The organism is Tenacibaculum aquaeponti (assembly GCF_057221555.1).
Genome location: NZ_CM170147.1, coordinates 1 through 20619, shown reverse-complemented (window position 1 = coordinate 20619; position 20619 = coordinate 1). Strand labels below are relative to the sequence as shown.

The window sequence follows — 20619 nt, the reverse complement described above, 5'->3', positions numbered from 1 at the left end:
CTTAATTTAATAATTCTTTAGCATGAATTAAAGCGCTATCAGAGATATCTTTACCGCTTAACATTTCTGCTATTTCTACAATTCGTTCTTCTTTGGTTAATTGCTTTAAATTAGAAGATGTTACTCCATCTACTTCTTCTTTATATACTTTAAAATGTGACACTCCTTTAGAGGCAATTTGAGGTAAATGGGTAATAGCAATTACTTGCATAAAATTCCCCATTTTTTGCATAATATCTGCTATTTTATTTGAAACTTCACCAGATACTCCTGTATCAATTTCATCAAAAATAATAGTTGGTAATTTCGTGTTTTGAGATAAAATCTTTTTTACAGACAACATTATTCGAGATAGTTCTCCTCCTGAAGCAACCTTTTTAAGCTCTCCATAATTACCTCCTTTATTTGCAGAAAATAAAAACTGTAATTCATCCTTACCATTAGACAAGTATTTTTCTGTAGGTTGTACAGCTATAGAAAAAGTTGCATTTGGCATCCCTAATTCAGAAAGTAAAAATTCTAGTTCTTTTTTTAATTTAGGAATCGATTTTTCTCTAGCTTCAGTTATTAACTCAGCAACACTATCTAACTTAATAGCTACTTCTTCAATCTCTTTTTGTTTACTGGTTATAATTTCTGAAGCATTTTCAACTGAACTTACTTTAACTGCTAAACTTTCAAAAATGGCCAATAACTCATCAATAGTTGCTACTTGATGTTTCTTTTGTAAACTATACAGTAATTGAAGCCTATCGTTTATAGTTTCTAATTCATCAGGATTAAATTCGACTGTTTCATTAGAATTTTCTAGTTCAATAACAACATCATCTACTTCAATTTTCACACTAACAATTCTTTGATAAAGTTCTTCATACTCTTTAGAAAAACCACTTATTTTTTGTAAATTATTCTCTAAAGAACTTAATAAATTTTGAACTCCAAATTCCTCACCTGTAGTGATTTGAATTGCTTCAGATAGATTTAACTTAATATCCTCTATATTATTTAAAACATCTAGTTTCTTTTCTAACTCTTCTTGTTCATCAAGTTTAAAATCAGCTTCTTCTAATTCTTTATATAAATGTAAATTATATTCGTATTGTTGCTGTTCTTGTTCTTGGTTTTCTTTAAGTTTTTTAAGTTCAGAAATTAATATATTATATTGTTTTAAACCTCGTTTGTATGAAGCTATTTTTTTATCATTCTTTGCTAAGGCATCTAAAATAGAAAACTGAAAATCTACATCAGACAATTGTAAGGTTTGATGTTGAGAATGAATATCTATTAACTTAGATTTTAATTGACTTAAATTACTAAGATTAACTGGAGTGTCATTTACAAATGCTCTTGATTTCCCCGAAGGAAGAATTTCTCTTCTAATGATTGTATTTTCTTCATAATCTAAATCATTTTTTGAGAAAAAGCGTTCTAATTTATATGCTGCTAAATTAAATTCAGCTTCAATAATACACTTAGTATCGCCTTTTTTTAATGAAGATAAGTCTGCCCTGTTTCCTAAAACTAAACCTAAAGCTCCTAAGAGAATAGATTTACCAGAACCAGTTTCTCCTGTTATAATAGAAAGACCTTCAGTAAAATCAATAGATAACTTATCTATTAACGCATAATTTTGTATGAATAATTTTGCTAACAAATTCCAACATTTAGAGCCTATAAAAATACGGAATTTAAGTAAAAGAGGAGTCGGAAATTTCTTAGTATAATCTTAAAAGAATTCTAAGATTTAATTTCTTTCCACTGACTGCTTAAAGTTGGTGATATTCGTTGTAAAGTTTCTTTAATTTTATTCTCCATACCTATCGTTTTTCCTTGAGAAAAAGTTTCTCTTATCTCATTCGATTTAGCATCAAGAAAAACTCTGATCATGTAATTACCAACAGTAATATTGAATAATTTATCTAATTGAAGAATACTATTTGCAATATTTTGTTTTGCTTCTCTCTCTTTATCTGCAAATAAATCGAAACCTTTTCTGTGATATTCATAATAAATAGAACGTAAAGTTCCGAACTTAGATGACAACAAACTATCTATTAAAGCAAAACGGTTTTGTTCTCCTATTTTATTTTCCCAACCAGATTCACCTCCTTGTTGAGCCTGAAGCATTACATTTTCAGCTTGTTTAAAATAATTTTCTCCTCCTCTTAAAGCAAACGTATCAGCATCTACACCCAATATAACATAAACATAAAATACAATTGTAGAAACTAAATTAGAATCAAAAGAATTCGGGTTGAATAACAATTGTTCAAACTCATTATATTGAAAGTTTAAATTCGTATCATTAATATTTAACAAAGGAGTTTCGTAAGAAGAATTATAAACAGGCCTTGAAGATTGAACTTGTAATGTAGCGGTAAAATTATTTGAATTTTGCTCATTAATTATAATCGTAAATGCGCAATTGATTCTTTCTTGAGAAGAAAACTTCTTATTCGTCCATTTTGTTTGATTAATAAATTCCGTTAGTGATTGCTCTAAGGTACTAAATACTTGTTTGTTTGTACTTTGAACTCTATCTGCATTAACAACAACTACAGCATTTAGTTCTTCTTGAGCTATTATTGTTAATGAAGACAATAATGCTACTAATAAAAAAACAAGTCTTTTTTTGGCAATCATAATACTAGGTAAATATTAAATTAATATCGTTTGAAATAACAAAAAACTTTAATTACTTAGCTTTTCAACGATTTCATTTATGATATCTTTGGCTACTTCTTTTTTAGATTTTAAAGGAAATGTTTTCTCGTTAAAATCTGTATCAATAATAGTGATTTTATTTGTATCTCCTGCAAATCCAGCTCCTTTATCCCTTAAAGAATTTAAAATAATTAAATCTAAATTCTTCTTTTGTATCTTCTTCTGTGCATTTGACACTTCATCATTAGTTTCTAAAGCAAAACCAACTAATAGTTGATCTTTCTTTATTTCACCTAAAGATTTTAATATATCTTTTGTAGGTTCTAACTCAATTACTAACGAAGCATCTTTCTTTTTTATTTTTTGAGAAGCTACATTTTTTGGTCGATAATCTGCAACTGCTGCAGAAAGAATAGCTATATCAACATCATTGAAGTATGTATGACAGGCATCATACATGTCTTGAGCTGATGTTACATTTATTCTATGTACTAGAGAATGTTTTATTGTTTGATGAGATGGTCCAGAAACTAGAAATACTTCTGCTCCTAAATTTGCAGCAGCATTAGCAATAGCAAATCCCATTTTACCAGAAGAATGATTTCCTATAAAACGTACAGGATCTATTGCTTCATAGGTTGGTCCGGCTGTTAACAATAGCTTTTTCCCTTTTAAAGGCAACTTTGCTAATATATCATTCTCTATAAAACTAACTATATCTTCTGGCTCTGCCATTCTTCCTTCTCCAACTAAACCACTAGCTAATTCCCCTGAAGTTGCTGGAATCATTATATTTCCAAAACTCTGTAAATTCTCTAAACTAGATTTTGTTGAAGGATGTTTATACATATCTAAATCCATTGCAGGTGCAAAATACACTGGACATTTTGCTGACAAATATGTTGCTAACAATAAATTATCACAACTTCCATTTGTCATTTTAGATAATGTATTGGCTGTAGCAGGCGCTATAACCATAATATCTGCCCATAACCCTAAATCGACATGATTATTCCATAATTCATTCTCATCTTCTTTGTCATAAAAGGTAGAATGAACAGGATTTTTAGATAAGGTAGATAAAGTTAAAGGTGTTATAAAATCTTTAGACGCAGGAGTCATAATTACTTTGACTTCTGCGCCTGATTTTATAAATAAACGAACTAAACTAGCCGTTTTGTATGCTGCTATACCAGCGGTAATACCAAGTAATACCTTTTTGCCGTTAAGTATAGACATTAATTATTTCTTTTTATCAATAGTAGAACGGTGATAAATTTTGTCGTTTAACCACTCCTCAACAGCAATAGCCGTTGGTTTTGGTAATCTTTCGTAAAATTTAGAAACTTCGATTTGCTCTTTGTTTTCGAAAACTTCTTCTAAGCTATCGTTATAAGTTGCAAACTCATCTAACTTATCAACTAACTCTTTCTTTAAATCAGAATTAATTTGAGTTGCTCTTTTAGCTATGATAGAAATAGCCTCATAAATGTTATCAGTAGATGCTTCAATAGCTTCTCTATCATAAGTCACTGTACTAACTGGGGCTTTAGTTTCTTTGTAATTCATATTTAACTTTTAACTAATTGTTTTTGTATGTCTTGTTCTATCTCTTTTAAAGTAGCGTACATTTCTTCAGATTCCTTCTCATATTTTGTCTTAGGAAAATTACGTTTTAATTTTTCGTACGCTTTAATAGCAACTTTAGTACGTTCAGATTTTTTTCTTAACCTACTTTTTACTGCTAAATCATGTGCTGCTTTTAATCTGTAAAATAATGCCTCCTCTTTATACGATGTTCCTAAAAAATCTGATAATAAATTATCAAAAGCAACAATTGCAGCTTTGTAATTTCTCGGATCGGTCTCTGCAGTATTATAATAGTTTTTAGCTATTTCAAAAGCTTTACTTTCTAACATGTAACGTAACTCTTGATAATATTTGTTTGCCTCAGTTAATCTAGGAGAATCTGAATATTTATCAATAAAAGACTGAAAAGCATCTATAGCTTTATTTATATTCGTTGGATCTTTAGTATATGTTGGTGCTGCTTTATAATAACTTAAAGCCGAAAGAAAATCTGCTTCTTCTCTCTTAGAACTTTTAGGGTAATTATCTGAAAAACGTCCAAAATAATACCCTGCCATTCCATAATTCTTTTCATTAAAATTAGAATTAGCTACCATATATTGTATACGCTCCATTTGAGGTTTACCTCTATATGAAGGAGTTATTTTTTCAAATAAACGTAAAGCCTTATTATATTTTTCGGCTTCATACATCTTAATCGCCATCTTATATTGCTCTTCTGTAGTACCACGATTTAAAGCTCTATGATATTCTCCACATGAAGTTAACATTAAAAATGTAAATACTGCGTAAACTATTCTCTTCATTTTTTGCATTTTGCAAAATTACTAATTAATTATGTATTATTAAAATTGAATTTTTATTGAAATTCTCAAGCAATAACGGATAAAGTAATTGAAAAAGCTACTAAACGTATGTTAAATTTATTTTGTTATTATTTATTATGTTTTTATTCTCTACAAGAACTTGGATATTTCGCCTTGCTTTTACAAGGTCTATACCAACGTACAGGTTCTCTTGCTAATTCTGATATTATTGGATTAATAACCTCTGCTCCTCCTTTAAATGGTTTATAAACACCTACAACTCTTGGTGAAATTACAATATCACCTTTATTTTCTCCGCTTTCATCATCCTTTGGATCAGATGTATATAATTGAGCTTTTATAGTTCCTATGGAAAGAATTGCATTTTGAATTGTTGTTTCATTAATTTCGCTTGGCAACGGCAATGCTGAAGAAACACTTTTACCAGTTATACCTAATGTTTGTACACTTAAACTCCCTTTTAGCTTTCCTGCTTTTGCTTCACTTCCAATTACTCCTAATCCAGATAAATTAACATCTGCATCTAAAACTGTAACTCTAGCTACAACTCTTAATCCTACTCCTATATAAACAGGAACTACTTTTTCTTGCCAATCTTTTTTATCGTCAGGTAAAGAAGCTACAACTTGCTTCTTCTTTGTTTCATAATTATGAACTGTATTATTTTCTAAAGAATTTCCTTTTAAATAATCATATCTTACACTTGGTTTTAACTCATAATCTATCTTTTTTTCATTTTTCCCTTTTGAATTTGTCTTGTAATATTCTTTCTCTCTATAAAAAAAAGGAATTTGAGTTACATCAACATTTACATAATCTAATGTAACTTCATAAGTTTCATTTTTAGCTGTAGCTTTTACTACACTTCCATAAGTAATGGAGCCATCTACATTCAATTTTGCAATTGATAATCGAACTGTTTGATCAGGAAATGAGTTTAATAATGATTTATAAGGAATATCTTGACCAGGTTGGCAAGGTTCACAACTATTACCCATTACTGTTGATACAGGAAAAGGATCTATTGGCACATATGAATATGAAGAATTCTCTTCTCCTAAAGTTTCTGCTTGTGGTAATTTTCCCGCTCCACAACTACTTAAAAATAAGCTTAACAGAAAACAAAAAAATATTTTGATAAGTTTCATATTTGTATAGTTTAATCATTATTAAACTTAGCAAATATTGACAGGTAGAAAATAAAATAAACCACAAAACCATATGCTTAAGGTATAAGCGTATGGTTTTGTGGTTTATTTTATTAGAGTTTTATAAACTATCTATAAAATCTGAAATTTGAGTTTGTAATTCTTCCGAAGCTTTAACTAAAGGTAAGCGAACTTCATCTAAACAAATTCCTTTTTTCTGTAATAGAGATTTAATTCCTGCAGGATTTCCTTCAGCAAATATTAAATCTATACTATCCATTACTTTGTAATGTAAGTCATATGCTTCTTTAGTTTTTCCTTCTAATCCTAATTGAATCATAGAAGAAAACTCTTTTGGTAATCCTTCACCTATTACACTAATAACACCTGCTCCTCCAGCTAAAGTCATAGGTAAAGCAATCATATCATCTCCAGAAATCACTAAAAAGTCTTCGGGAGCATGTTGTATAATTTGCATAGCTTGAACCATATCTCCTTTTGCTTCTTTTACAGCAATTATATTATTGAAATCATTTGCTAAACGCACTACAACTTCTGGTGACATATTAGAAGAAGTTCTACCAGGAACGTTGTATAATATGATAGGTTTTTCTGTAGCTTCTGCAACTGCTTTAAAATGTAAGTATATACCTTCTTGAGTTGGTTTATTGTAATAAGGAGAAACTGATAAAATCCCATCAAAATGAGTTAAATCAGTATTTTTAATTTCTTCAACTACTGCTGCTGTATTATTTCCTCCTATGCCAATAACTAATGGTAACCTTCCATTATTTACATCAATAATCTTAGATTTAACTGCTTCTTTTTCTTCCTGTGTTAAAGTAGCTGGTTCTCCTGTGGTTCCTAAAACAACTAAATAGTTTACACCATTGTCTATTTGATAATTTATCAATCTTTCTAAACCATCAAAATCAATACTTTTATCTTCATTAAAAGGAGTTACTAACGCTACTCCTGTACCTATAAACTGTTGCATGTTAAGTGTTCAAATTTTTAGGTAAAATTAATGCTTTATTTAATTAAAACAGGGGTTTTGACAAGAATACACAAATTTTTATTTGATGTTTAATTTTTTTTACATTCTTAAAAATACAAGTTAAGTATAACTTCAATAAAAAAAACTTTTTTTGAAAAGATAATAAACTTTAACCGTCTATATAAAAAACAAAATTCATTTACCATGAAAAAACATTTACCATTAATGCTTAAAATTATTTCTGGAATAATTATGCTACAAACTTTATTTTTCAAATTTACTGCAAATGAAGCTAGTGTTGATTTATTTACTAAAGTAGCTGGTGAAAATGAAGCTTTAATGCGAATCGGAACTGGAATTATCGAATTAATTGCTACAATTTTACTTTTTCTTCCGAAAAGAACTTGGTTAGGCGCATTAATAACTATTGGAATAATGTCTGGAGCTATTTTTTCTCATATCACTAAAATAGGCATTATTCATAATAATGATGGCGGAGCATTGTTTATAATGGCTATTATTACCCTTATAAGTGGAGGAATATTATTATTACTTCATAAAAAAGAAATTCCTTTTTTAAATCTTTAAGTTGCTTTTTGCAATCATTCCCTTACAAATATAAAATTGAGCCACAATATAAGTTATCATGATCACACTTGAGAATATAGGTTGCTCACTGTAAAACTTGTTTAGTGCTATAACACTATCTGATAAAATAAAAATTAGAGCTCCAATTAATAACCATAAATTTTCTGTTGTTTTATTATGAATATAATTTAACAATGCTGTTGTCCCAAACATGGATATTACTAATCCATATACAATTACAGGGAGAAGTAACTCTTTAAGGTTATCTTTAATTAAAAAAACAATTACGGAGAAATACATTAAAAACGCTAGAAATGAAAGAATTTTTGTACTGATTTCAATTTTATTGAAATACCCTGAAACAATTTTAATGTAAATTACATGTGTTATCAAAAAGGACACCAATCCTAAAACAAAAAAATCTTCTGGAAACAACAATAACACATCTCCCCAAAATGAGAAAAAAAGAGCTGAAACAAACCAAAAACTTGGCTTTGAAACATTAACTAAATACAAAAGAACTAACGTAACAGCAATTAGTGGTTTAAAAATAAGTTCTAACACCCTGTAATTATATATTGTTGCTAAAACCTCAACACAAGAAACCAACAAAAATAACACAGAAAAAATAACTTTTTTATTCATAATATTTCTTTAAACATATTTTAAGGTAAACCCTCTAAAAAACAAATAGTTTGATGTAAAATAAATAATGTATGCTACAAATGTGTAATACATATTATAATTATTAAACATAACAATTGTTAATATTGAATCGGACACAATTCTTGCTGCAATGGCTAAAAACAATATGTAATTAGCCTGTATCATCATTTTTAAATAATTTGTAAATAATAATGATGTAACTAAAGAAAGAGAAACACCATATATAAATATAGAATTATAAGCAGTTCCTTTATTATCTATTGAAAAAAAGAAAACAATTAGAAATAAGATTAAAAATATCACAAAATACTTAATAATTTCTTTTCTTAATTTTTTCTTGAAAAAACTCCAACTCAAATAAGATAAAATAATAAAACTTAAACTATGAAAATATAAACCTAAACCGAATTTAGCGAAATTAACAATAATCACATCACCTAAAATAATACTTAAAAAAAAAGCAAAAATTCGTTTATCAAACTTTTTCAGCAATTGCAAAGATGAAAGTGCTAGCATTAAAGTAGGTAACAGTTTCAGACTGTATTTATATTCATGATACACTAGAATATATAAAGACAATACACCTAATAAGGCATAAATAATTAAAAATGGAATTTTAAAACTTTTTTTTATACTCAATAGTTATTTAATTTATCATTTTTAAAAAATCTTCTTCAGAAATAATAGGAATACTTAAAGACTCAGCTTTTGCTAACTTACTAGGTCCCATATTATCTCCTGCTACAATATAGTTTGTTTTTTTAGATATTGAACTACTAACCTTACCTCCATTATCCTCTATTGCTTTTTTAAGTTCATTTCTACTCATTTGATGAAAAACTCCAGAAACCACAAAAATTTTACTCTCTAATCTATTAGTCTGATTCGCTAGAGCTTCTTGAGAAACCTCTAATTGAACACCATGGATTTTTAATCTATTTATAATTTCGATATTATTTTCATCGGATAAGAAACCTATAACACTTTCCGCAATCCTATCTCCTATTTCATCTACAGCAACTAAATCCTCAAAAGTAGCTGAAGACAAACTATCAATAGATTTAAAATGTTTTGCTAACTTTTTTGCTACTGTTTCTCCTACAAATCGAATTCCTAAAGCAAATAACACTTTTTCAAAAGGTATTTCTTTTGATTTTTTTATTCCTTCTACCATATTCATAGCAGATTTTTCTGCCATTCTTTCTAAAGGAATAATTTGCTCAACAGTTAATTCATAAAGATCTGCATAATTTTTAATTAATCCTTCTTTATGTAACAAATCAACGGTTTCTGATCCTAAACCATCTATATCCATCGCTTTTCTACTGATATAATGTTGGATTTTTCCTGTAATTTGAGGTGCACATCCAAATTCATTTGGACAATAATGTTTTGCATCTCCTTCAGTTCTTACTAATGGAGTATGACAAACCGGGCAATGTTCCTTATATTTTGTTGGTAAAGAATTTTCGGCTCTTTTTGACAAATCTACTCCCATTATTTTAGGAATAATCTCACCTCCTTTTTCAACAAAAACTGTATCTCCTATACGAACATCTAACTTTTCTATCTGATCTGCGTTATGTAAAGAAGCCCTTTTAACAATTGTTCCTGCTAAATGAACAGGCTCTAAATTTGCTACTGGTGTAATTGCTCCAGTACGGCCAACTTGATAAGTAATTTCATTTAGAACTGTAGTAACTTGCTCTGCTTTAAACTTATAAGCTATTGCCCATCTTGGGGATTTAGATGTATATCCTAATTCTTCTTGTTGGATTAAAGAATTTACTTTTATCACCACGCCATCAGTCTCGTAAGGTAAATTATGGCGTTCAACATCCCAATGATTTACAAACTCTAAAACTTCATCTATAGATTTTGCCAATGTAATAGTATCAGGAATTTTAAATCCACAATCACGAGCTGCATTTAAACTTTCATAATGAGTTTTATATTTTCTTTCATTAGTAACCACCTGATATAAAAGGCAATCTAAAGGTCTTTTAGCTACCTCTCTACTATCTTGAAGTTTCAAACTTCCACTTGCCGTATTTCTTGGATTTCTATAAGGATCTTCACCATTAGCAATACGCTCTTCGTTCATTTTATTAAAACCATCCAAAGGCAAAATAATTTCACCTCTCATTTCAAAATTAGAAACAAAATCATTTGACAGTGTTAATGGAATAGATTTAATAGTACGAATATTTGTTGTTACTTCGTCTCCTTGAAAACCATCACCTCTTGTTACTGCACTAGCAAACACACCATTTTCATAAGTTAAATTGATAGATGCTCCATCGTATTTTAACTCACATGTATACTCTATATTTTCAGTTCCTAAATTCTTTTGAATGCGCTTTTCCCAATCTAATAAATCTTCTTTAGAATATGAGTTATCTAAAGAATACATTCTATTTTTATGAGTAATTGTCTGAAAATTTTTTGTAATTTCTCCTCCTACCCGTTGCGTTGGAGAATTTAAATCAAAAAACTCTGGATTCTCTTCTTCTAGTTTTTCTAACTCTTTTAATTTAATATCAAACTCATAATCAGAGATTGTTGCATTATCTAAAACATAATAATTATAATTATGTTGATTTAGTTCTTTTCGAAGCGATTCAATTTTATCTTTTGTTGTCATTTATCTTCTTACTTTTCCCGTTAAAAAACTAGGGCCTTTAGGTAAAGGATTTCCCGATGTACGACGGAAAGTTACTATTTGTCCGCAATGCCAAATTGCATCTGCTATAGGTCCATTTAACTGATTCCAAAAAGGATACTCTACCACATTATTATTTCTTCTAGGAATTTTCATTATATATTTTGACAGATCATTTGAAGATTTTAAAATTTCACTAGCTTTTTTAAAATTTTCTAATGTTAATTTTCTCATTTCTGAAAATGTTAATGTTCCTTCTTCTGGAAAACTCATTTCTACTTCTTCAACAGCACTTAATGTCATTATTGATAATACTAAAATATGATCTACAGTATCAAATAAGTTTCTTGCTTCATCACTAGGTTTAAATTTTAAATCTTTTTCAGTTAAACCTTCAGTTGCCCAATAATAACGAAAACCTAAACCATCTATCATTCTACTTGCAACAGAACCTGCTGTATAGGAATCAGAAGCTTTTGGAATTTCATAATATGGTAAATTTTGTGCTTGTGTTTGAGTTGACATCATAAAAAAAATAAGTCCTAAAGTAAATAGTTTCATTTTAACAAAAGAATAATAAAGAGATGCAATTTACTATTTTTAATTAAAAAAGTTCGAAGCAAATGCTCCGAACTTTTTAACATATATCAGATGAAATTTACTACTAATAGTATGTAAATCTACGAACTTTAGCAATATGTTTCGCTAAACGCATAACTTGATGAGAATACCCATATTCGTTATCGTACCATACATAAATTACAATTGTATCTCCATCAACAATTGTTGCTTTACTATCAAAAATTGATGGTGCAGTTGTTCCTACAATATCAGAAGAAACTAATTCGTTACTTAAAGAATATTTAATTTGCTCCACTAAATCTCCTTCTAAAGCATACTGTTTCATGATCGCATTAATAGCATCTACAGTTGTTTCTGAATTTAATTGTAGATTTAAAATAGCTAAAGATCCATTTGGAACTGGAACTCTAATAGCATTAGATGTTAATTTTCCTTCTAAAGCTGGTAATGCTTTTGAAACAGCTTTTCCTGCTCCTGTTTCTGTAATTACCATATTTAAAGCTGCTGCTCTACCTCTTCTATATTTTTTATGCATATTATCTACTAAATTTTGATCATTAGTATATGCATGAATTGTTTCTAGATGGCCTTTTTTAATTCCGTAGTTATCTTCTAAAACTTTTAAAACAGGAGTAATAGCATTAGTTGTACAAGATGCAGCAGAGAAAATATCGATGTTATCAGGATTATTTTCTAAATGATTTACCCCGTGTACAATATTTGGAATTCCTTTACCTGGCGCAGTTAATAAAACTTTTTCTGCTCCTTTAGCTTGTAAATGTCTACTTAAAGCTTCTTTATCTCTAAATGCTCCAGTATTATCAATAATTAAAGCATCGTTAATTCCGTAAGCTGTATAGTCAATATCCTCTGGTGCAGCAGCTGAAATCATTTGAACTGAAGTCCCATTAATAATTAACGCATTATTTTCTGCATCTACACTTACAGTTCCTAAGAAATCACCATGAACAGAATCAATACTCAACAATGAAGCTCTTTTCTCTAAAACACTTTCATCAATCTTTCCACGAGTAACAATAGCTCTTAATCTTAATTGAGAACCTTTACCCATTTTACTACTTAACTCTCTAGCTAATAAACGACCGATACGACCAAAACCATAAAGAACAACATCTTTTGGTTGAATATCATTTGCAGCTTTAGCATCTTTCAATTGTTTTTTTACAAAATCAACTTTTTCTAAGTTTGTATCATCTATCAAATGATACTCATAAGCTAATTTTCCAATATCTAATTTTGAAGCTGGTAATTCTGTAGATTGAATTGCTTTAGCAATATCTAACGCATCCTGAATAGAAATTGGTTTTGCTACAAATTCTTTTGCATAATCAATTAAATTTAATACTTCACTAGCTCTTTTATCTACTAATGGATTTCTAAATAATACTAATTCAATTGATTTATCGTACCATAAATCATTTACAATATTGATAAATTCAGTTGTAGCTCTTCTAATTTGAACTTGACTAGCAACTTCTTCTTCGTAATTTGTTATTATTGACATAGTTGTGTGAACTAATTTTTAAAAAATTTGCTGCAAAAGTAGTTATTTCAAACGATTTCGTAACTTTTTTAAATAAAAAAAACTCGATATTTTTCATATCGAGTTTTTATCTTTATAATCACTAGAACCCATATCGTTCAACTTGACCTGTCGGGCTTATCATTTCTAATATAAATCTTTTTCTTGTTCTTGGTGAATAGGTATCTAAAATGTTTTTCGCTTCAGAAGCGCTATGAATTTCTTTATTATTAATTTTTGTTATTACATATCCCTTCCCTACCTTAAACTGCTTAAATGCAGGATGACTAGTTCTCAAAATTTTAACCCCGTATGATATATCTCTTTTCTCTTTTTCTTCTTCTGTCAAATCTTTCAATTCAATTCCAAAACTCTCAGAAATAAAAGAATCTCTTTTTGATAATTTCACAGTCTTAGTTAATTCTGTTCCATTTCTATCTACTGTAAGATTTACCAATTCACCAGGTCTTTTAGCTGTTAATTGACCTTTTAAATCCGAAAACTTAGCTATCTTCACATTATTTACCTTAGTAATCACATCTCCCTCTCTTAAACCTGCTTTTAAAGCTTCACTCCCTTCGTCTATATTACCAATCTTTACACCTTCTATTTGATTATAAGAAGCATCTATATTAATACCTATAATCGCTTCTTGAACATTCCCATACTCAAGTAAATCATCTACAATTTTCTTTGTAATATTCGAAGGCACGGCAAAAGAATATCCAATAAATGAACCTGTTCTAGAAGTAATCGCTGTATTAATTCCAATTAATTCTCCTCTTGTATTCACTAAAGCCCCTCCACTATTTCCAGGATTAACTGCCGCATCTGTTTGTATAAATGATTCGATATTAGTGTTTCCTTCTAAATCGCGCCCTTTTGCACTAACAATTCCAGCTGTTACTGTAGAATTTAAATTATATGGATTTCCAACTGCTAAAACCCACTCTCCAATTTTGGCATTATCAGAATTACCAAAAGTGATAAATGGCAACTCCATGTCAGTTTCTATCTTTAATAAAGCGATATCGTTTTTAGGATCAGCTCCAATTAAATTGGCTTTTAATTTTTTTCTATTATTAAGTGTGATTTCAATATCTGTGGCTCCATCAATAACATGATTATTTGTTACGATATATCCATCAGAAGAAATAATCACACCACTTCCTGTTCCTACTTGTTCTCGTTTACTTCTTCCATTGCCACGACCAAAAAACTCTTCAAAAGGATTATACACTTCTTTTACTGCTGTGTTTTTAACATGTACTACTGTATTCACCGTTTTTTCAGCAGCATCTGTAAAATCTGTAGGTACAGAAGATGTATTTAAAACTGCTGGCGTATAGCTTGCCTTAACAGTTTGTAACTGTGGCTCTACTGATTTTTCAATAACCACCTGAGGTTGTTCAACAAATAATTTATAACCTCCTAAAGCAGTTGCACCTCCTAAAAATGCAACGCCTATTATTCCAAAAATTCTCTTCATATTGTTCTAAAATTTTTTGTTACTCAAATATACAATTTTAACATTTTAAGCTTATCTGTTTAACTTCATTTTAACGCACTTTAACCAGTGTTTAACATCTCTTTTTTCCTAAGTAAATACATATATTTGTAATTTCATATGGAAATTACTTTTTATAAATACCAAGGAACAGGAAACGACTTTGTTATGATCGATAATAGAGCAAAAACCTTTCCAAAAGATAACGCCAAGCTTATTTCACAACTATGTCATAGGAACTTTGGTGTTGGTGCAGATGGATTAATCTTATTAGAGAATGATGATAATACCGATTTCAGAATGGTTTATTATAATGCTGATGGAAATGAAAGTACAATGTGCGGAAATGGTGGTAGATGTATTGTCGCTTTTGCCAATAAGCTTGGTGTTATTAATAATAAAGCTACATTTATAGCTATAGATGGCTTACATATTGCTGAAATCAATAATGAGATTGTGAAATTACAAATGATCGATGTTGATACTGTAACGATTCATGAAAATTATGCTTTTGCTAATACCGGTTCTCCTCATCATGTAGAGCTAGTTGAAAATATTGAAGATTATGATGTTTTTTCAAATGGAAGAAAACTAAGGAATTCTATTTATGGAAAAGAAGGAAGTAATATCAATTTTGTAGAACAAACAAATACAAATTCTTTCCGTGTTAGGACATATGAAAGAGGTGTTGAAAACGAAACTTTAGCTTGTGGAACCGGTGTAACTGCTGTTGCTTTAGCCATGCATAAATTAAATAAAACGGAAAATAACACTGTAGACTTACAAGTAGAAGGCGGAAATTTAGCAGTTACCTTTGAATACACCGACAATAGTTATAAGAACATTCATTTAATAGGGCCTGCTACTTTTGTTTTTAAAGGAAGTATTAAAATTAATGAAGACTTTAGAAAGTGATCATATTGTCTTAAGAGCAATTGAACCTGAAGATTTAGATTTTCTATTTACTATTGAAAATGATGAGTCCTTTTGGGAAGTAAGTCATACCCAAACTCCATTTTCACGTTTTTTACTAAAACAATATATTGAAAATTGTCATTTAGATTTATATGAAGCTAAACAACTTCGTTTAGTTATTATTGAAAAGGGTTCGAATAAAAGAGTTGGGTTAATCGACTTATTTGATTTTAACCCACAACACCGAAGAGCTGGAGTTGGAATAATTATTCATAAAGACTTTCAAAATCTAGGATACGCTTCTGAGGCTTTAAAAATTTTAATTAACTATAGTTTTTTAACCTTACATTTACATCAATTGTACGCCAACATTACAGAAGATAATCATAATAGTTTATCACTATTTAAAAAGCATCGTTTTAAAAACGTTGGGATTAAAAAAGATTGGATATTAGTTAATGGAAAATATAAAAACGAAATTTTATTTCAATTAATTCATGAAGAATAAAATCATATACATAACTCTTGGTTTATTTATAATATTAGGAATTGTAGGATTTACTTATTACCAAAAAATTTTCGCTCCTGCTGTTACTAAAAGTGGAGATATTTTTATTCCTTCTAAAACTACAATGACAGAACTTAAAGAGTTACTTAGTGATTTTATAAATGATACAGATGATTTTAATTGGGTTGCAGAAAAGAAAAAATTCACGAAACCTAAAGGTGGTAAATATTCTTTAAAAGAACGAATGAGTTTAAATGATCTTGTTAACTTACTTCGCTCAGGAAATCAAACACCAGTAAAAGTTTCATTCAACAATCAAGATACTTTAGAAAAATTAGCTGGTAGAATTGCGCAACAACTAGAAACAGACAGCATTACTCTTTTAAACTCTTTTAGAGATAGTGATTTCTTAAAAAAACAAAATTTTACTGAAGCTTCTGCTCTTGCCATGTATATTCCTAATCAATATGAATTCTATTGGAATACTTCCGCGGATAAGTTTAGAAACAAAATGCTTTCCTATTATAATAAGTTTTGGAATACCTCAAGGTTAGCAAAAGCAAAAAAACAAGGTTTAACAAAAGATCAGGTAATTACTTTAGCATCTATTGTTCAAAAAGAAACTGCAAAAATTTCTGAGCGATCAAAAGTAGCTGGATTATATTTAAATCGTTACAAAAATAAATGGCCTTTAGAAGCTGACCCTACTATCATATATGCTTTAAAACAAAAACATGGTCAAGATTTTGTAGTTAAGAGAGTCCTTTTTAAAGATTTAGAAACAAAATCACCATATAATACTTATAAAAACGTTGGGCTTCCTCCTACTTTAATAGCTATGCCCGATATATCTTCTATAGAAGCAGTTTTAAATCCAGCACAACACGACTACTTTTTTATGTGTGCTAGTGTAGATAACATAGGCTTCCATGAGTTTGCAAAAACATTATCGCAACACAATAGAAACGCCAAAAAATATCAGTTTTGGATTAATAATCAAGGAATTAAGCGATAATTTAACAAAAATTTATTTCAACTTAATTAACTCATTTTAAAAGAATTTAACACTGAATTTATACCCTTATTTATATATTCATTAAAATAAAAACGAATTTTTACGAATAATTAAAAATCATGAAATCTACAAAATCCTAAGATTTGTTTTAATCCTTTTTTTTGTCATATATTTGCGCCCGCCAAATAGAAAGTATATTAATTATCAGAAAATTAGGGATATTATTAGTTAGTATTACGCTTATAAGTTTTACTACAAAAAAAATAGAAAAGAAATACGAAAAAGGTGTAACAACACCAGTAAACTACGAAGTTACTAAAGACATTCTTAAACTAGAAAAAAACTTTGTTGGATTTAAAGAAGCTTTGGCTTTTAAAGAATCTCAAGGTAGATATTATGTGGTTAACACTCATGGTTTTTTAGGTAAATATCAGTTTGGTAAAAGTACTTTAAAGAGATTTAAAATTTACGACACAAAAAAATTCCTGAAAAACCCTGAACTACAAGAGAGGGCTTTCACTGCTCTTTGTAGGGTGAATAAATGGATTTTAAGAAGGGATATTTCCCGTTTTGTTGGTAAAAGAATAAATGGAATACTTATCACTGAGTCTGGGATAATAGCTTCTGCTCATTTAGCTGGACCTGGCAATGTAAAGAAATTCTTACGTTCTTATGGAAATTACCAATTTAAAGATGCTTACGGAACATCTATCAAAAGTTATATGAAAAAATTTGCTGGATATGATTTATCACATATCAAGGCAGATAAAAAAGCAACTGTATAAGAAACTCTATTCTTTAAAACTTTTTAATTTGATTACGCTTGAATAATAAAGATAGCAGGTCTTTTGTGTAAATCAACGTTTTCAGTTTTCCATTTTTGAATTGGAAAAGTTTTAATGTATTCTGTAGGTAAAGAAATATCACAAGCTACACACAATTGAGTATTCGATTGTAATGTAGCTTTTAAATCATCAAGCATTTTATTATTTCTATAAGGAGTTTCAATAAATAACTGTGATTGTTCTTTATCTCTTGATAATTTTTCTAACTCTTTAATTTTTCTTTTTCTATCGGACTTATCAATTGGTAAATATCCATTGAAAGCGAAATTCTGTCCATTTAAACCAGAAGACATTATTGCCATTAAAATAGAAGAAGGTCCAACTAACGGAATTACTTGTATTCCTTTTTCATGTGCTTGCTTAATTACAGTAGCGCCAGGATCAGCAACACCAGGAACACCCGCTTCAGAAAGTATTCCTACAGAGATACCTTCATCACAAACATCTAAATAGTTTCTGGTTTCTAGTTCGTGTGAATATTTATCAATCATCATAAAGTTTAAAGATGATTGTGGTTTATTTGGTGTTATTTTTTTAATATATCTTCTTGCTGTTTTTTCATTTTCAACAATGAAATAATCTAAACGTTCAATAACTTTTTTTACAGAAATAGGCATAACCTCTAAAGGCTCTGTATCTCCAAGTGTAGTAGGAATTAAATATAACTTACCAATCATAATTATTGAATTTTAGATGCGATTACTTCACATGCTTCATCAAGCATATTATATACATTAACAAATCCTTGATCTCCTCCATAGTAAGGATCTGGAACATTTAAATTTTCTTCCGGTGAAGATTCATTTAATATCATTCTCACTTTATTAACATCTTCTTCATTTCTTGAAAGCTGAATAATATTATGATAATTACTAGAATCCATAGCATAAATCATATCAAAGTTATCAAAATCATTTGCAGTAAACTTTCTTGATCTTTGATCTGTAATATCTAAACCATTTAATCTTGCTATTTCTATAGATCTTCTATCTGGCAATTCTCCACTATGGTGACCAGAGGTTCCAGCAGAATCAACAAAATGCTCAGCATCTAATTTGGATTTTAAAATCCCCTCTGCTAATGGTGAACGGCAAATATTACCCAAACAAACCATTAGTATTTTCATTATAAATTAAATTAGAATGTTAATTTCTTTGTTAAATCTTCAACGTACTTTCTAAATTGTTTATCAGTTTCTGTTAAGTTATCTACAGTTTTACAAGCATGAAGTACTGTAGCATGATCGCGTTGTCCTATTTGACTTCCAATACTGGCTAAAGAAGATTTTGTCATACGTTTAGCAAAATACATCGCTAATTGTCTAGCCTGTACAACATGTCTTTTCCTTGTTTTAGACTGTAAAGTAGCTACATCCATATCAAAATATTTTGAAACTACTTTTTGAATATAATCTATAGACACCTCTTTCTTGGTATTCTTAACAAATTTATCAACAATTTGTCTTGCTAAATCTAAGGTAAACTCTCTTCTATTGAATGAAGCTTGAGCAATCATAGAAATAATTACCCCTTCAAGTTCTCTAACATTTGTTTTTACATTTTTAGCTATGTATTCAACTATATCTTCAGGCATCTCGACACCATCTCTAAATAGTTTCTTCTGTAAGATAGAAATACGAGTTTCATAATCAGGACTTTGAAGTTCAGCTGAAAGTCCCCATTTAAAACGAGACAATAATCTCTGTTCAATATCTTGCATATCTACAGGTGCTTTATCTGAAGTAAGAATCACCTGTTTTCCATTTTGATGTAAATGGTTAAAAATATGAAAAAACACATCTTGAGTTCCAGCTTTACCAGATAAAAACTGAACATCATCAATAATTAAAACATCTATCATTTGATAGAAATGAATAAAATCATTTCTAGTGTTAGATTTTACAGAATCTATAAATTGCTGAGTAAATTTCTCAGAAGAAATGTATAAAACTGTTTTATCTGGATATTTATCTTTAATATCAACACCTATGGCATGAGCTAAATGTGTTTTTCCTAACCCTACTCCTCCATATATCAATAAAGGATTAAAAGATGTTCCGCCTGGTTTATTAGCTACAGCCATACCAGCAGATCTAGCTAATCTATTTGAATCTCCTTCCACAAAATTATCAAAATTGTAATTTGGATTCAATTGAGACTCTATCTTAACCTTCTGTAAACCAGGTATAACAAAAGGGTTTTTCAATTCTCTTTTATTTTCTAAAGGAACTGTTACTTTTTGTGGTTTAAGAGGGTTTCTATTTGCACTAGGAATTTTAACAATTTGAGGATTATTACTACTATAAGTATTCTCCATACGAACATCATAAATTAATTTCGCATTATCACCTAGTTCACGAACTAACGCTACTCGTAATAATTTAATATAATGCTCTTCCAACCATTCATAAAAGAATTTACTTGGTACCTGAATTGTTAATGCCTCTCCAGATAATTTAACTGGTTTTATAGGCTCAAACCATGTTTTATAGGCTTGAAGCTTTATATTGTCTTTTATAAAAGACAGGCAATTTAACCATACTAATTCAGCAGTTTTATTCAT

The 20619-nt window shown here is 29.2% G+C and carries 21 protein-coding genes; 5 read left to right on the top strand and 16 right to left on the bottom strand.

All coding sequences use genetic code 11. From position 1 onward, the window contains the following. Position 1: 1 nt before the first annotated feature. The 7 genes from recN to dapA all read right to left on the bottom strand — a co-directional run bounded on the left by recN (position 2) and on the right by dapA (position 7226). Complete coding sequence (gene recN / locus AC2TEO_RS00105; protein WP_442266151.1) at positions 2–1654, bottom strand: DNA repair protein RecN; 1653 nt, start codon at positions 1652–1654, stop codon at positions 2–4. A gap of 83 nt (positions 1655–1737) precedes the next feature. Beyond that, a complete protein-coding gene (gene porD / locus AC2TEO_RS00100; protein ID WP_442266150.1) occupies positions 1738–2643 on the bottom strand; it encodes a type IX secretion system protein PorD in 906 nt (301 codons plus the stop codon). Between the two features lie 48 nt (positions 2644–2691). Then, the gene (coaBC, locus tag AC2TEO_RS00095) at positions 2692–3903 is read right to left on the bottom strand and encodes a bifunctional phosphopantothenoylcysteine decarboxylase/phosphopantothenate--cysteine ligase CoaBC (protein WP_442266149.1); all 1212 of its coding nucleotides are present in this window, start codon (positions 3901–3903) and stop codon (positions 2692–2694) included. A 3-nt stretch (positions 3904–3906) separates the two neighbouring features. Further along, a complete protein-coding gene (locus AC2TEO_RS00090; protein ID WP_442266148.1) occupies positions 3907–4233 on the bottom strand; it encodes a DNA-directed RNA polymerase subunit omega in 327 nt (108 codons plus the stop codon). A gap of 2 nt (positions 4234–4235) precedes the next feature. After that, positions 4236–5060: an outer membrane protein assembly factor BamD gene (bamD, locus tag AC2TEO_RS00085; RefSeq protein WP_442266147.1), complete on the bottom strand. Its 825-nt coding sequence runs from the start codon at positions 5058–5060 to the stop codon at positions 4236–4238. A 143-nt stretch (positions 5061–5203) separates the two neighbouring features. Next, positions 5204–6229 (bottom strand): hypothetical protein, encoded by a 1026-nt coding sequence (locus AC2TEO_RS00080; protein WP_442266146.1) that lies wholly within the window; start codon positions 6227–6229, stop codon positions 5204–5206. A 121-nt stretch (positions 6230–6350) separates the two neighbouring features. Then, positions 6351–7226, bottom strand: a complete 876-nt coding sequence (gene dapA / locus AC2TEO_RS00075; RefSeq protein WP_442266145.1) for a 4-hydroxy-tetrahydrodipicolinate synthase — start codon at positions 7224–7226, stop codon at positions 6351–6353. A 204-nt stretch (positions 7227–7430) separates the two neighbouring features. On the opposite strand from dapA, the gene AC2TEO_RS00070 reads away from it, so the two are divergent. Continuing rightward, complete coding sequence (locus tag AC2TEO_RS00070) at positions 7431–7814, top strand: DoxX family membrane protein (protein ID WP_442266144.1); 384 nt, start codon at positions 7431–7433, stop codon at positions 7812–7814. Here AC2TEO_RS00070 and AC2TEO_RS00065 read toward each other — a convergent pair. The 6 genes from AC2TEO_RS00065 to AC2TEO_RS00040 form a co-directional block, all read right to left on the bottom strand. Further along, positions 7803–8459: a lysoplasmalogenase gene (locus AC2TEO_RS00065; protein WP_442266143.1), complete on the bottom strand. Its 657-nt coding sequence runs from the start codon at positions 8457–8459 to the stop codon at positions 7803–7805. The two genes, AC2TEO_RS00070 and AC2TEO_RS00065, sit on opposite strands and share 12 nt — an antisense overlap. A gap of 9 nt (positions 8460–8468) precedes the next feature. After that, positions 8469–9119 (bottom strand): lysoplasmalogenase family protein, encoded by a 651-nt coding sequence (locus tag AC2TEO_RS00060; protein WP_442266142.1) that lies wholly within the window; start codon positions 9117–9119, stop codon positions 8469–8471. A gap of 7 nt (positions 9120–9126) precedes the next feature. Beyond that, complete coding sequence (ligA, locus tag AC2TEO_RS00055) at positions 9127–11124, bottom strand: NAD-dependent DNA ligase LigA (RefSeq protein ID WP_442266141.1); 1998 nt, start codon at positions 11122–11124, stop codon at positions 9127–9129. Next, the gene (locus AC2TEO_RS00050) at positions 11125–11703 is read right to left on the bottom strand and encodes a DinB family protein (protein WP_484730871.1); all 579 of its coding nucleotides are present in this window, start codon (positions 11701–11703) and stop codon (positions 11125–11127) included. It lies immediately after the preceding gene. A gap of 103 nt (positions 11704–11806) precedes the next feature. Then, on the bottom strand, positions 11807–13249 hold the full coding sequence (locus tag AC2TEO_RS00045; protein ID WP_442266139.1) for a glyceraldehyde-3-phosphate dehydrogenase: 1443 nt from the start codon (positions 13247–13249) through the stop codon (positions 11807–11809). Between the two features lie 121 nt (positions 13250–13370). After that, a complete protein-coding gene (locus tag AC2TEO_RS00040; protein WP_442266138.1) occupies positions 13371–14756 on the bottom strand; it encodes a trypsin-like peptidase domain-containing protein in 1386 nt (461 codons plus the stop codon). 138 nt (positions 14757–14894) lie between these two features. On the opposite strand from AC2TEO_RS00040, the gene dapF reads away from it, so the two are divergent. The 4 genes from dapF (at position 14895) to AC2TEO_RS00020 (ending at position 17997) form a co-directional block, all read left to right on the top strand. Continuing rightward, positions 14895–15689, top strand: a complete 795-nt coding sequence (gene dapF / locus AC2TEO_RS00035) for a diaminopimelate epimerase (RefSeq protein WP_442266137.1) — start codon at positions 14895–14897, stop codon at positions 15687–15689. Beyond that, positions 15670–16197 carry a GNAT family N-acetyltransferase gene (locus tag AC2TEO_RS00030; RefSeq protein WP_442266136.1) on the top strand — a complete coding sequence of 176 codons (528 nt, stop codon included), beginning with the start codon at positions 15670–15672 and terminating at the stop codon, positions 16195–16197. Before dapF ends, AC2TEO_RS00030 begins: the two co-directional genes overlap by 20 nt. Continuing rightward, entirely contained in the window at positions 16187–17212 is a 1026-nt protein-coding gene (gene mltG, locus AC2TEO_RS00025) for an endolytic transglycosylase MltG (protein ID WP_442266135.1), read from the top strand. Before AC2TEO_RS00030 ends, mltG begins: the two co-directional genes overlap by 11 nt. Before the next feature lie 161 nt (positions 17213–17373). Further along, positions 17374–17997, top strand: coding sequence for a peptidoglycan-binding protein LysM (locus AC2TEO_RS00020; protein ID WP_442266134.1), 624 nt, complete (start codon positions 17374–17376; stop codon positions 17995–17997). Between the two features lie 32 nt (positions 17998–18029). Here AC2TEO_RS00020 and AC2TEO_RS00015 read toward each other — a convergent pair whose 3' ends face one another. The 3 genes from AC2TEO_RS00015 to dnaA are packed head-to-tail and all read right to left on the bottom strand — an operon-like array spanning position 18030 to position 20619. Next, positions 18030–18734: an SAM-dependent methyltransferase gene (locus AC2TEO_RS00015; protein ID WP_442266133.1), complete on the bottom strand. Its 705-nt coding sequence runs from the start codon at positions 18732–18734 to the stop codon at positions 18030–18032. Positions 18735–18736: 2 nt separating this feature from the next. Continuing rightward, a complete protein-coding gene (locus AC2TEO_RS00010; protein WP_442266132.1) occupies positions 18737–19183 on the bottom strand; it encodes a low molecular weight protein-tyrosine-phosphatase in 447 nt (148 codons plus the stop codon). An 11-nt stretch (positions 19184–19194) separates the two neighbouring features. Next, positions 19195–20619: a chromosomal replication initiator protein DnaA gene (gene dnaA, locus AC2TEO_RS00005; RefSeq protein WP_442266131.1), complete on the bottom strand. Its 1425-nt coding sequence runs from the start codon at positions 20617–20619 to the stop codon at positions 19195–19197.